This is a genomic window from Actinoplanes sp. HUAS TT8, assembly GCF_051380535.1.
Lineage (GTDB): Bacteria > Actinomycetota > Actinomycetes > Mycobacteriales > Micromonosporaceae > Actinoplanes.
The window spans coordinates 11,162,459-11,175,811 of sequence record NZ_CP195646.1 but is presented as its reverse complement, the minus strand read 5'-3'; the positions used below and the strand labels follow the sequence as shown (position 1 = coordinate 11,175,811).

Genomic DNA, 13,353 nt, shown 5'->3' with positions numbered 1-13,353 from the left:
TGTCAACCGATGCGCACCAGCGTGAACAGGGCGGCCTGTTCGGGAACCAGCAGCGGGGCCGGGAGGCCGACCTCGGCGAGGATCCGGCCGGTCAGTTCGACCCCGTCGGCCGGCCACGGCGGCGGGGCGTCCTGGACCACCCGCGGCGGGTCGCCCCAGGCCGTCACGCGATAGGTGGCTTCAGCGTCGAGACCCGGGAACCGGATCGGCGGCGGGAGCGCGGCGGCCGGAGCATCGAGCGTGACCAGGGCGAACAGCGCCGACGAGCGGTCCTGGGCGACGACGCCGTGCAGCAGCACCGCCGGGTCGGGCGTGTCCGCGCGAACCACCCGGCCCGTGTGCAGAAGCGGACGCCGGCGCCGATACTCGTCGGCCCATCGGGCGATCAGCGCGCGGTCCTCCGGGCCGGCCCGGGAGACGTCCCACTCGATGCCCGCGTGCCCGAACAGGGCCGTCGCCAATCGAAGACCCAATGCGGAGGTACGGCCGGTGACGTGCGCCGTCCCCGCGCCCAGGTGCCCGCCGAGCATCTCCGGCGGTACCAGCACGCTCGTCCAGCGCTGGATGTGCTGCCGGTCCAGCGGATCGTTGGTGTCCGATGTCCAGAACCGGTCGACGAGCGGCAGGATCCCCAGGTCGATCCGGGCCCCGCCGGACGCGCAGCTCTCGATCTCCACGTCCGGGAACGCCGACCGCAGCGCACCCAGCAGCCGGTAGAGCGCGGTGGTCTGCCGATGGGCCGCGCCGGGTTCGAGCAGGTCCCGGTTGTGGTCCCATTTGAGGAACGCGATCGGGTATTCGCCGAGCAGATCGGTGAGCCGCCCGAGAACGTATTCGTAGGCATCGGGATTCGCCAGGTCGAGCACGCGCTGGAATCGCCACGTCAACGCCGGATCCGGGCCGAGAATCCAGTCCGGATGCGCACGGGCCAGGGCCGAGTCGGGGCTGATCATCTCCGGTTCGACCCAGAGCCCGAAATCCATTCCGGCCGCGTGCACGCGGGCGATCAGCGGGTGCAGGCCGTCCGGCCAGACGTCCGGATCGACATACCAGTCGCCCAGTGCCCGGCGGTCGTCGCGGCGTCCGGTGAACCATCCGTCGTCGAGCACGAATCGTTCGACGCCGACCTCGGCGGCCGCGTCGACCAGATCGGTGAGCCGGTCGAGGGACTGGTCGAAATAGACCGCCTCCCACGTGTTCAGCACGACCGGGCGTGGTTTCGTGAAAGCTTTCTGCTGCCGGATCCACGGGTGCAGACGGTCGGAGAGGCCGTCGATCCCGGAATCGGAGAAGACCGCGATCGCCCACGGGGTCGCGTAGGACTCGCCGGGCGCGAGCCGGATCTCGCCCGGCGCGAGCAGCTCACCGGCGCCGATCACCGACCGGCCGAGCGCGGAACGTTCCGCCCAGATCCGCTTGTCGCCACTCCAGGCCAGGTGCAGCGCCCAGATCCGGCCGCTGCGGAAACCGAAGCCGGGCTCACCGGTCATGAGCAGGAACGCGTCGTCGTGCCCGGGCCGGCCGTGCCGGCTCTCCCGGCTCCACACGCCCTGCCTCAGGGGCGAGCGCTGAGGCCGGCGCTCGTGCGCCCACAGGCCGCTGAAGTCGAGCAGCTCCTGAGCCTCGTACGGAATCGGCAGCAGCACGTCCAGGGCGGACAGTTCGAGAACGCGCGGATCGTGATTGGTGAGCACGTGCCGGATCCGGAGGACCCCCTGCGCCGTCAGCTCGATCTCGGTGGACGCGGAAATGCTTCTGTCGGCGCTTTCCGTCCGTACCGTAATCGTGTTTTCCGAAAGCTCGACCCCGGCGGCCCGCAGCGTTCCGGCGGGTTTTCCGTCGTGATGGCCCGCCAGGGCCGGACGACCACTCCATCCGTCGCGCAGACCCGCGAGCAAAGGCAATTGCAGCGGTACGTCGACCGAGCTCGGCGAGATCGCCGGAACCTGGGTCCCGGCGAAGGAATCCGGCAGTTCCCCGAGATCCGGACCCCAGTGCAGAACGACACCGCGGGCGTCCAGCACGAAGCTGACGCCCGCGGCGCGAAGGTGATACAGGGTCACTCGGCGACCGGGATGCTCTGCGACTTGAGATTGTCGATCGTCGACGTCTGGGCCTTCTTCAGCGCGTCCGAGAGCGTGCCGCTGCCCGAGACGGCGGCCTTGAAGCCGTCCGACGCGGTGGCGTAGGTCGAGGTCATCGTCGGTCCCCAGGTGAAGTCGGGGGTGACCTCGGTGGCGGCCTCGGCGAAGACGTCGTAGATCTTCTGGCCGCCGTAGAAGTCGACGCCCTTGCTCAGCGCGGCCAGCGAACCACCGGTCTTGGTGGCCGGGTAGAGGTTGGCCTTCTCGTTGAGCAGCGTAAGCGCCTCCTCGGAGGTGTTCAGCCAGATCGCGAACTGCGACGCCTCGTACGGGTGCTTGGAGCCCTTGAAGACCGCGGTCGACGAGCCGCCCCAGTTACCGGCGGTCTTGCCCCCGGCGGTCCACTGCGGCATCGGGGCGACCGCCCACTTGCCCGAGGTGTCCGGCGCGCCGGAGGAGATCGAGTTGGCCCCCCAGACCGCGGAGACCCAGGTCCAGGCCTGGCCCTTGTTGTAGGCGCTGTCCCACTCGGTGGTCCACGGCGGCACCGCCGAGACCAGCTTCTTGGCGATCAGGTCCTGCCAGTAGTCGGCCACCTTGGTGGTCGCCTCGTCCTGGAAGTTCACGGTCCACTTGCTGCCGTCGTTGCTGAACCAGTGGCCACCGGCCTGCCAGGCCAGACCGGCGAACTGGTTGATGTCGCTCTGCGAGAAGTTGGTGATGTAACCGCCGGCCGCCTTCACCTTGACGGCGTCGGCCGCGTACTCCTCCCAGGTGGTCGGCACCGGGATGCCGGCCTTCTCGAACAGGTCCTTGCGGTAGAACAGCGCCATCGGGCCGGAGTCCTGCGGCACGCCGTAGACGGCGTCCTTCTCACCGAACGACACCTGGTTCCAGGTCCAGTCGATGAACTGGTCCTTGGCGTCGGTCACCGGCTTGCAGCCGGCCAGGTTGGTCAGGCCGTCCTGGACGCGGAAGCTGGGCAGCGCGTCGTACTCGATCTGGCCCAGGTCGGGGGCGTTGCCGGCCTTGAGCTGGTTGAAGAAGTTCTGGTAGGTGCCGCCGTTGCCGTTCGGGCCGGTCTGGACCTTGACCTGGATGTTCGGGTTCTTGGCGTTCCAGACCTTGACGACGTCCTCGATCCCCGGGATCCAGGAGGTGAAGTTGAGGGTGACCGGGCCGCTCGACGGGGCGCAGCTCGCGGCGCCGGGGGCGGTGGCCGAGGTGTCGTCGTCACCGCCGGAGGAGCAGGCGGTCAGGGCCAGCGAGGTGGTCAGCGCGAGGCCGAGGATGGCTTTCAGTTTCATGGGAGGACCTATCTCTAGGTTTTTATGGGAGGGGATTTTTCGGATTTTTCCGGCGCTGATGCGACATGACGTTCCAGCGCCGGACGGTGAGTTACTTGACGGCGCCGGAGCCGAGGCCACTGCGCCAGAAGCGCTGGAGCAGCAGGAACGCCACGACCAGCGGGACGATCGAGACCAGAGCGCCGGTGAGCACCAGCATCCGCAGCTCGGGAAGCTGGTTGACCTGGGTGTTCCAGGAGTAGAGGCCGAGCGTCACGGGGAACAGCCGCTCGTTGCCGAGCATGATCAGCGGCAGCAGGAAGTTGTTCCAGACCGCGACGAAGTGGAAGAGGAAGATGGTCACCAGGGCGGGGAACATCAACTTGGTGGAGACGGTGAAGAAGGTGCGCACCTCGCCCGAGCCGTCGAGCCGGGCGGCCTCCAGCAGTTCGTCCGGAACACTCGCGGTGGCGTAGATCCGGGCCAGGTACACCCCGAACGGGTTGACCAGGCTGGGCAGGAACACCGACCAGAAGGTGTTGGTCGCGTTCAGCTGCGAGAAGATCAGGAAGAGCGGGAGGGCCAGCGCGGTGGCCGGCACCAGGACCCCGCCGAGGACGACGTTGAAGATCGCCTCCCGGCCGGGAAAGTTGTACTTGGCCAGGGCGTATCCGCACATCGCGGCCAGGATCGTGCCGAGCAGCGCGGCCCCGCCGGTGTAGAGGATGCTGTTCAGCATCCAGCGCAGGAACACGCCGTCGCGGTAGTGGAACAGCTCGCTCAGGTTCTGCCCCAGGTTGAAGTGGGCGAACCAGAGCGGGGTGGTGTTCGAGAAGTCCGAGCGGGACTTGCTCGCCCCGACGAACAGCCACCAGATCGGGACCAGGAAGTAGAACGTGCAGATCCCCATGATCGCCATGGCGGCGGATTTGGACTTCACTTGTCGCCTCCCCGCTGGGTGACCTTGAGGAAGGCGAACGACAGGATGCACGTCGCCAGGGCCAGGACCACCGAGAACGCGGCGGCCAGGTTGAAGTTCGGGATCGACGAGGTGCTGTAGACGGTCAGGTTCGGGGTGTACGTGCTGGACACCGCCGAGCTGAACGTGCGGAACACCTGCGGCTCGGCCAGCAGCTGCAGCGTTCCGATGATCGAGAAGACCGTGGTCAGCACGATCGCGGGCATGACCAGGGGGATCTTGATGGACCAGGCGGTGCGGAACGGGCCGGCGCCGTCGAGCTTGGCCGCCTCGTACACCTCCTGCGGGATCGCCAGCAGGGCGGAGTAGATGATCAGCATGTTGTAGCCGACGTACACCCAGGTCACGACGTTGGCCATGGCCCAGAGCACGAGATCCGCGGAGAGCAGGTCCCAGGTCTTGGTGACCGCGGTGAACGGCGACAGGTTCGGTGAGTAGAGGAAGCCCCACATGATCGCGGCGACCACACCCGGGACCGCGTACGGCACGAAGAACGCCAGCCGGAAGAACGCCCGCCCCTTGACCAGCCCGGAGTCGAGCAGCAGGGCCAGCAGCAGCGCCAGCCCGAGCATCACCGGGACCTGCACCACGCCGAACAGCAGCACCCGGCCGATCGACTCCCAGAACGGCCCGTTCTGGAACACACGCTGGTACTGCTCGAAGCCGCCGAAGACCTCGTGCGCCGGCCCGAACGTGCCGGTGCGGGTGACCTTGTAGAGGGACTGCTTGATCGCGTACCCGATCGGCGCGAGATAGAACGCGATGAACAGCAGCCCGAACGGAAGAACGAAGAAGAGGATCGCGGTTATCGGCTTTTTCCTGGTCATGCTCGTGCCTCCTCCCTGACTACTGCGACTCCGCCGCCCTCGACGCACAGCGTTGGGCCGACCGGTTCATTGGTGATGAGGTTGTGGCCCGTCGCCGGGTACTCGACGGGATTCGCGCCGTGGTTCACGACGAAGAGGTAGCTGCGGTCGTCTCCGCTGCGGCGCACGACTTCGACGTCCGTTTTTTCGTCGACCTTTTTAAGATCAACTTCCTGATTTGGTACGACATTTCGCACGAATTCCTGCATGGCAGTGTCATCGAGGGCGGTCGCCAGGTACCACGCGACGCCGTCACCGAACTCGTTACGCGTGATCGCCGGGGTCCCCGGGAGCGGGCCGTCGAGATAGCTCGCGATCGTCGCCGCCGACGTCGTGCGCAGCCGCTCGGTCCAGAGCGACCCGGTCGCGCCGTTCGTCAGGTGCACCTCGTGACCCGGCTTGAGCGGGGCGAACTCCTCGGTGCGGACGCCCAGCACGTCCCGGAACGCGCCCGGGTAACCGCCCAGCCGGATCCGGTCCCGCTCGTCGACGATCCCGCTGAAGAACGTGACCAGCAGGTGGCCGCCGTCGGCGACGTACTCGGTGATCCGCTCCGCCGCCGCGTCCCCGACCATGTAGAGGCACGGGACCACGACCAGCTTGTACTTCGACAGGTCGGCCCCGGGCGGGACGACGTCACAGGTCACGCCCAGCCCGCGCAGCGCCCGGTGCGTCGCGTGCACCTGGTCGAGGTAGTTCACCGCCTGCGACGGACGGGCCTCCCCCTCGGCCGACCACCACGACTCCCAGCTGAAGACCAGCGCGACGTCGGCGTCCACGGTCGTACCGGCCACCTCGCCGATCGCGTCCAGCGCGGCCGACAGACGCAGCACCTCACGCCAGGCCACGGTGTCGGTGCCGGCGTGCGGCAGCAGCGCCGAGTGGAACTTCTCGGCCCCCTGCGCCGACGCCCGCCACTGGAAGAAGCAGATCGAGTCGGCGCCGCGGGCCACATGCGTCAGCGTGTTGCGCAGCATCTCGCCCGGCGCCTTGGTCAGGTTGTACGGCTGCCAGTTGACCGCACCGGCCGCCTGCTCCATCAGGATCCACGGCTTCCCACCGGCCAGACCCCGGGTCAGGTCGGCCGCGAAGGACAGCTCCGCGACCGGGTCGCCGAGCCGGTGGTCCAGGTAGTGGTCGTTGGCGATCACGTCCATCTCGCCGGCCCAGGACCAGTAGTCCAGGTTGCGGATGTGCGCGGTGACCATGAAGTTCGTGGTGACCGGGGCCGACGAGTGGGCCCGCAGGATCGCGGTCTCACCCCGGTAGTAGTCCAGCAGCTCGTCCGAGCTGAACCGGTGGAAATCGACGATCTGCGCCGGGTTGCGGATCGACAGCGCGGCCCGCGGCGGCTGGATCTCGGCCCAGTCGCCGTAGCGCTGACTCCAGAAGGAGGTGCCCCAGGCCTCGTTCAGGGTCTCGATCTTGCCGTACCGGCGACGCAGCCAGGAACGGAACGCCTCGGCGCTGGTCTCGCAGTAGCAGAGCGCATTGTGGCAGCCCAGCTCGTTGGAGACGTGCCAGAGGGCGAGCGCCGGGTGGTCGCCGTAGCGCTCGGCGACGCGGCGGACCAGCTCGTACGCCCGGTCCCGGAAGATCGGGGAGCTCGGGCACCAGGCCTGCCGGCCGCCGGGGAAGCGGGTGGTGCCGTCGGCGGCGACCGGGAGCATCTCGGGATGCCTGGTGGTCAGCCACGGCGGCGGGGACGACGTACCCGTGCCCAGGTTGAGCTTGATGCCGTTGGCGTGCAGCAGCTCGATGACCTCGTCGAGATCGTCGAACGAGAACCGCCCGTCGGCCGGCTCGAGGTTGGACCACCCGAAGATGTTGACCGCGACCAGGTCGACGCCGGCCGCCCGCATCAACGCGACGTCCTCACGCCAGACGTCGGGCGTCCACTGCTCCGGGTTGTAGTCGCAACCCAGAATGATGCTGTTCATAAAACTCCTGGTCACGAGTGTGTGCACGTGCACACATTTCGCTGCGCCTAAATGGGCGTTACGGATGTGTGAACGTGCACACAGTAGGACTGGGTTGGCGCGAGGTCAATAGCGTCGGCCGGGCTATCGTGAAGCGCATGTCCCAGCCCAAGCCCCCGAAACGCGCCACGGTGCACGACATCGCGGCCGCCGCGGGCGTGTCCCGGGGCACCGTCAGTCGCGTCCTCAACGGCGGCTACGTCTCCGCCGAGGCCCGCGCCGCCATCGAAGCCGCGATCACCGAGGTCGGTTACGTTCCCAACACGGCCGCCCGCGCCCTCAAGATGCGCCGATCAGAAGCGGTCGCGTTCGTCGCCCTGGAGCCGCACTCACTCTTCCTCGACGACCCGAACATCGGCGCGATCATGCTCGGCGCCAACGCGGCCCTCTCCCTGGCCGACCACCAGATGGTCAGCCTGGTCGTCGAGTCCGGCCGCGACATGGAACGCGTCGCCCGCTACCTGAGCGGCGGCTTCGTCGACGGCGCGATCGTCGTGTCGGCCCGCGCCCACGACCCGATCATCCAGGTCATCGGCGACCTGCGGCTGCCCGCCGCCTTCGTCGGCCACCCACCCGACCTGGACGGCACGATTCCGTACGTCGGCATCGACAACGCCGGATCCGCCCGCGACGTCACGGCCCGCCTGGTCGCCACCGGCCGCCGCCGCATCGGCATGATCGCCGCCGCCATGGACCGGGACTCCGGCATCGACCGCCTGGCCGGCTTCCGCACCGCCCTCGGTCCCCTGTTCGACCCCGAACTGGTCGCGGAAGTTCCGCACTACGACTACGGCTCCGGCGTCAAGGGCATGCGGCTGCTCCTGGAACGCGACCCGCACATCGACGGCGTCTTCGCCGCCTCCGATGCCATCGCCGCCGGCGCCCTCGAAGCGCTCCGCGAAGCCGGCCGCAACGTGCCCCGCGAGGTGGGAATCGTCGGCTTCGACGACAGTACGTGGGCGGTGCGGACCCAGCCCCAGCTGTCCACGGTGCACCAGCCGGCGAAAGAAATAGGAGCCGTGGCCGCCCAGCTGATCCTCCGCCAACTCCGCGGCGAACAGATCGAAACTCTCGGCCAGCTGCTCCCCACCCCGGTAATCTGGCGCGACTCCGCCTGACCACCCCCAGCTCCCTGACCCACCCCCAACTCCCCGAGCCCCCCGACTCCCCCAAGCCCCCGACTCTCCCAAGCCGCCCGACTCGCACGGTCCGCCCGACTCGCACGGTCCGCCCCGCTCGCACGGTCCGGCGCCGCGAGGCACCTCTCACCACCAGCCGCACTGCTGGGGGCTGGCGATGCGGGCCGCCCCAGCTCTTCCAAGACATCCCCACGACCAGCCGCTCAGCTCGCGCGGGCACCGGCTGGTGTTGAAGGCTGCCCCAACCCCTCGAAGACAACCCTCGGCACCAGCCGACCAGCACGCGCCGCGCAGCCAACCCCGCACCCAGCGAAGGCCGCGGCCCGGCTGGCACTCAGGGCTGCCCCAACCCCTCGAAAACAGCCCTCAGCACCAGCCGCGCCACCCCGGCTGGCACTCAGTGCTGTCTCGCACCCTCGGATGCAGCCCTCAGCACCAGCCGACCAGCACGCGCCGCGCAGCCAACCCCGCACCCAGCGAAGGCCGCGGCCCGGCTGGCACTCAGGGCTGTCTCGCACCCTCGGATGCAGCCCTCAGCACCAGCCGGCCGGCGTGCGGCGCGGGGCCGAGCCTGCGCCCGGCGGGGGTCGCGGGCGGGCTGGTGCTCAGGACTGCGTCGGCGCTCGGAGACGACCCTCAGCACCAGCTGGGCGGGCCACGGCGCGCGGCCGAGCCTGTGGCCGGCCGGCCGGCGGGCGGCGGGGCGGGCGGGAGTCAGGCGCCGAAGGTGGTGCGGAGGCGCTGGGCGAGACTGGGCGGTGGGGGTGGCGGGGTCGGGCGACGGTTGGACGTCGGGGCGGACCGGCCGATCGGCTGGTCGTAGTCCGCCGCGGCCACCGCGTCGATGATCTGCTCGTCGGTGAACTGTTCCGAGCCCGGGATCGACGGCACGAATCCGACCAGGATCCCGTCGCGCATGACCTGCGCTTCGAGCCCGGCGGTCCCGTCGTTGTCCCAGATGGCCTCGCGCCCGTCGGGCAGGACGACGCGAATCCCGTACTGCGTGAGGCCGGCGTGGGGGAGTTTCAGATGGGCGAAGACGTTGCGCCCGCGCAACCGCTCGACGACGCGGCGAGCCCGGTTCTCTTCCATGCGCCCGAACGTAACGCGCTTTTCTGGAGACACGCTGAAGACCCGCTCGACAGCGGTTGAGAACCCGTCACAAAGCGCCCATGTAACATCACCCAGGGCCATAACCCCAGGTCACATCGATGCATGTTACTCCCTTGTAACAGGAAAATCACCGGATTCCATTTCCCACCACCCTGACTTACTGTGCGGTAACCGAAGCGCTTCGGCCCCAGAGATCCGCATATGGATATCGGAGGCCACCGATGAGTAGGGCTACCGTCCTCGCCTGTCTCGTCACCTCGTCCGTCCTCGCGCTCACTGTCGCCGCCGCATCCCCCGCTCAGGCGGCCGGCGTCGACTACGTCGCCCTCGGCGACTCCTACTCGTCCGGGGTCGGCGCGCCCGGACAATCCGGCAGCTGCCTGCGCAGCAACTACAGCTACGCGGCGCAGTGGGCGGCCAAGAACGGTCCGGCCACGTTCCAGTTCCTGGCCTGCAGCGGCGCGGTCACCGACGACGTCCTCAAGACCCAGGTGCCGGCCATGGCCAGCGGCGCCGACCTGGTCAGCATCACCATCGGCGGTAACGACGCCGGCTTCGCGCCGACCGTGATCACGTGCCTGACCAGCAGCGATGCCACGTGCACGGCGAAGGTGAACGCCGGTAAGGCGTATGTCGCGAACACGCTCCCGGGCAAGCTCGACGCGACCTACAACGCGATCCGGGCGAAGGCCCCGGGCGCGAAGGTCGTCGTGCTCTCCTATCCGAACATCTTCGACACCTCGGCGTCGATCTGCGAGATGAACACGACCAAGCGCAAGGCCCTGAACAGCGGCGCCCAGGTCCTCGACGACATGATCAAGGCGCGGGCGGCGGCGGCCGGCTTCACCTACGCCGACGTCCGGGACAACTTCGCGGGGCACGGCGTGTGCGCGTCCAAGCCGTACCTCAACGGATTGACGATCATCCCCCCGCAGAACTCCTACCACCCGAACACCAACGGCTACACCCTCGGCTATCTGCCCGCTCTGACCAGCGCCGTCTCCTGACCGACGGCCGGGCGGCGGGTCCGCGCGACCCGCCGCCCGATCCAAAGACAGAAGATCAAAAACCAGAAGATCAAAAAACGCATTTGCGCGTACGGCGTCAGCCCCGCCCCGGAGGGCGCAACCCGGTCGCAACCGACGGGGAACGTGGTGGCTGCCCGCACTGGGCAGGATCCCTGGGCATGGCCCGAGTGAACACGCTGCTCTTTCTCGTCACCGTCGCGCTGACCGTGGTCGCGGTGATCGACTGCCTCGCCACCGAGCGGGATCGTGTGCAGCACTTCCCGCGGGGTGCCTGGCTGGTACTGGTGATCGTCTGCCCGCTGGCCGGGGCGATCGCCTGGTTCCGGGCCGGTCGCGCGGCCCCGGGCGCGGGCCGACCGGCGGTTCCGGGGTGGGCGGTGGTGCCGGCGGCGCCGATCGGGCCGGATGACGACCCGGAGTTCCTGCGGATGCTGGCCGAGAAGATCCGCAACCGATGACGTGACCTGCCCGAAGCGCCCGTTTCCCACCGGAAGCGGGCGCTTCGACATTTCTACGTGAAGAGCGGATGCCAGATGTGACGGCGTTTGTACGTGTCGGCACCGGCCAGGAATTCGGTCAGCAGACGGGCGGCCTCGCTCAGGTCGGTCGTCTCGGTCCGGTAGTGCCGGTCCGGGTTGCCCTCCCGGTACTCCAACGCGTACCGCCCGGGGTCGGTGCCGGCCGCCGGACCGTAGCCGACCTGCACGAACCACCCGTCGGAGCGTTCCAGGATGAGGAAGTGGTTGTCCGGCCCCAGCCGCCGGACCCGCTGCTCGATCCGCTTCTCGGTCGGATCGGGCACGTCAGGCCCGGCGGCCGAGGTGAGCGTGAACCCGGGGATGTTCCCGGCCGCGTTCGGGTTCAACAGGTGGGACTGCGGCTCGTAGCAGACCAGGCCGTGTTCCCGGGCCAGGCCCACGACGGCCGCGCCCACCTCGCCGGCACGGGACCAGGCGACGCTCAGGGCGAGGACGGTATCGGACGGATCCGGCGCGACGCTCCAGACGCCGGAGTCCGGCGGGAAGCGGCCGAGCAGGTCCGTGTGCAGCGCGAGCACCCCGGGATGGGCCCGGAACACACCGGGTTCCTCATCCCGCCAGCGGCGCAGTTTGCTCTCGGCGAGCCCGGGCGTGATCGCCTCCGGCTCGTGCCAGACGTACAGATCAAAGCTCATGACGGAAGCCCCCTCCCGGCGTATCGATGGATCTTAGTGGGCTACGTCACCAGGTGAAGACTCGACCCCTCGCGACACTGGTCGCGGTGTGGCCGTCGCGCTCGTAGCGGAACGCCATCACGACCGTGTAGTTGCGTCCCCGCCGGGGCCGGACGCCGGCCGGACCGCACGCCTTGGTCATCGCCCCCGGCGTGAACGTGAGCCCGTCGCACGTGGTCGGACCGGCCACGGTGCGCCCGGTGTCGGCGTCGCGCAGGGTCACCTCGATGCGCCCGCGCCCGCCGGCCGGGGCGGTCAGCGACGCCTGGTACCGGACGTCGCGGCCGATCGAGTGGCACGGTTTCGGCGCGAGCGGGCTGCGGGTGGCCAGGTCGATCATCAGGCCGGGCGCGCACTGCCACGGGCCCCGCACGTCCCCCTCGGGTTGCGGGGAGCGTGTCTCGACGGCGTGCTTCGTCCGTACCTTAATCGGCTTTTTGGTCGGGGAAGCGGCCTTGGGCCGCGGTTTGGCCGTGGGGGACGGCTTCCTCGCGGCCCGGGAAGCGGCGGCCGAGGCGGCGGCCCGCAGCGGAGGGCCGGAGAGCACGACACCGTGCGGCGGCGGGGCGGCGCGCTGGTCCGGGGCGAGACGCCAGACCGAGGTGGTGACCCCGGTGGCCAGCAGGATCCCGGCCAGGACGGCGACCGTCGCGTTGGACCGGGCCCAGCGGTAGCTCGGAGCGTTGTTGCGCGGACGGCGGACCGGCGGCACCGCGTGGCGGCTCGGCGAGCTCGGCACCTGTACGGCTTCGCGCAGCTCGGGCGGGTCGACGGCCATGTCGTCGGGGTCCACCGGGGGCAGGCTGGGAGCCGACGGCGGGGGCAGCGCGGCCAGCCCGGACAGTTTGCGGGCCAGCAGCCGCAGGTCGCGGACGAGCGCGGGCGCGGCCGGCCGCTGCCGGGGCTTGGCCGACAGGCACGACCTGATCAGTTTCCACAGTTCGTCGGGGATGCCGGGGCGGCGTTCGGGGCGGCCCTCGGCGTGCATGCGCATGAGTTCGGGCACCGAGTCGCTCATGTACGGCGGCTGCCCGGAGACCAGCTCGTAGAGGAGAACGCCCAGCGCGTACACGTCGGTGGCCGAGCTCGGAGTGACCCCGTGGAACGCCTCCGGCGCCATGTAGTGCGGCGTCCCGACCACCGCGTTGGGGGTGGTCATGCTCGGCACGTTGAGGATCCGGGCGATGCCGAAATCGGTCAGCCGGGTGTCCAGCTTCCCCTCGCGTTCCAGCACCAGGATGTTGTCCGGTTTCAGGTCCCGGTGGATGATGCCCAGCTCGTGGGCCTCGGCCAGCGCGTCGGCGACCTGCGCGGCGAGCCGGGCCGCCTCGGCCGGGGCCACGGTCCGCACGCGTTCCAGGTGGTCGCGCAGGCTGCCGCCGGCCACCAGGTCCATCACCAGGCCGAGGGTCTCCCCCACGCTGAACAGGTCGCGGACCCGCACGACGTTGCGGTGCCGCAGCATCAGCAGGATGGTCCGCTCCTGCACGAACCGGGTGACCAGCCGCGGCTGGCGCAGCAGGCTCTCGTGCAGCAGCTTGACCGCCACCGGCTGCCCGGAGGCATCGACGCCCTCCCAGACCGTGCCGGTCGCGCCCTGGCCGATCGGTTTCACCAGGCGGTAGGAATTACCGACACTCCGTCCGGCTAGGGGCTCACTGTCCGT

General features: G+C 69.4%; 11 protein-coding genes. 3 read left to right on the top strand and 8 right to left on the bottom strand.

The window, feature by feature from the left end:
* Positions 1–2: 2 nt before the first annotated feature.
* The 5 genes from ACSHV8_RS49870 to ACSHV8_RS49850 form a co-directional block, all read right to left on the bottom strand.
* On the bottom strand, positions 3–2,063 hold the full coding sequence (locus ACSHV8_RS49870; protein ID WP_436527504.1) for an alpha-galactosidase: 2,061 nt from the start codon (positions 2,061–2,063) through the stop codon (positions 3–5).
* Positions 2,060–3,391 carry an ABC transporter substrate-binding protein gene (locus ACSHV8_RS49865; RefSeq protein WP_436527503.1) on the bottom strand — a complete coding sequence of 444 codons (1,332 nt, stop codon included), beginning with the start codon at positions 3,389–3,391 and terminating at the stop codon, positions 2,060–2,062. The genes ACSHV8_RS49870 and ACSHV8_RS49865 overlap by 4 nt, the downstream gene beginning before the upstream one ends.
* Before the next feature lie 91 nt (positions 3,392–3,482).
* A complete protein-coding gene (locus tag ACSHV8_RS49860; RefSeq protein ID WP_436527502.1) occupies positions 3,483–4,310 on the bottom strand; it encodes a carbohydrate ABC transporter permease in 828 nt (275 codons plus the stop codon).
* Positions 4,307–5,176, bottom strand: a complete 870-nt coding sequence (locus tag ACSHV8_RS49855; RefSeq protein ID WP_436527501.1) for a carbohydrate ABC transporter permease — start codon at positions 5,174–5,176, stop codon at positions 4,307–4,309. Before ACSHV8_RS49855 ends, ACSHV8_RS49860 begins: the two co-directional genes overlap by 4 nt.
* A complete protein-coding gene (locus ACSHV8_RS49850) occupies positions 5,173–7,155 on the bottom strand; it encodes a beta-galactosidase (protein WP_436527500.1) in 1,983 nt (660 codons plus the stop codon). Before ACSHV8_RS49850 ends, ACSHV8_RS49855 begins: the two co-directional genes overlap by 4 nt.
* A gap of 137 nt (positions 7,156–7,292) precedes the next feature.
* Here ACSHV8_RS49850 and ACSHV8_RS49845 point away from each other — a divergent pair, with 137 nt between their 5' ends.
* Positions 7,293–8,312 (top strand): LacI family DNA-binding transcriptional regulator, encoded by a 1,020-nt coding sequence (locus ACSHV8_RS49845; protein WP_436527499.1) that lies wholly within the window; start codon positions 7,293–7,295, stop codon positions 8,310–8,312.
* Between the two features lie 735 nt (positions 8,313–9,047).
* Here the strand turns inward: ACSHV8_RS49845 and ACSHV8_RS49840 are convergent.
* Positions 9,048–9,425: a hypothetical protein gene (locus ACSHV8_RS49840; RefSeq protein ID WP_436527498.1), complete on the bottom strand. Its 378-nt coding sequence runs from the start codon at positions 9,423–9,425 to the stop codon at positions 9,048–9,050.
* 242 nt (positions 9,426–9,667) lie between these two features.
* Between ACSHV8_RS49840 and ACSHV8_RS49835 the strand changes: the two genes are divergently transcribed.
* Together ACSHV8_RS49835 and ACSHV8_RS49830 are read left to right on the top strand one after the other, a co-directional pair.
* Positions 9,668–10,453: an SGNH/GDSL hydrolase family protein gene (locus tag ACSHV8_RS49835; protein WP_436527497.1), complete on the top strand. Its 786-nt coding sequence runs from the start codon at positions 9,668–9,670 to the stop codon at positions 10,451–10,453.
* A gap of 179 nt (positions 10,454–10,632) precedes the next feature.
* The gene (locus tag ACSHV8_RS49830; RefSeq protein WP_436527496.1) at positions 10,633–10,932 is read left to right on the top strand and encodes a PLDc N-terminal domain-containing protein; all 300 of its coding nucleotides are present in this window, start codon (positions 10,633–10,635) and stop codon (positions 10,930–10,932) included.
* Between the two features lie 53 nt (positions 10,933–10,985).
* On the opposite strand, the gene ACSHV8_RS49825 is transcribed toward ACSHV8_RS49830, so the two are convergent.
* Together ACSHV8_RS49825 and ACSHV8_RS49820 are read right to left on the bottom strand one after the other, a co-directional pair.
* Positions 10,986–11,648: a hypothetical protein gene (locus tag ACSHV8_RS49825; protein ID WP_436527495.1), complete on the bottom strand. Its 663-nt coding sequence runs from the start codon at positions 11,646–11,648 to the stop codon at positions 10,986–10,988.
* Between the two features lie 46 nt (positions 11,649–11,694).
* Positions 11,695–13,302 carry a serine/threonine-protein kinase gene (locus tag ACSHV8_RS49820; RefSeq protein ID WP_436527494.1) on the bottom strand — a complete coding sequence of 536 codons (1,608 nt, stop codon included), beginning with the start codon at positions 13,300–13,302 and terminating at the stop codon, positions 11,695–11,697.
* Positions 13,303–13,353 lie beyond the last annotated feature (51 nt).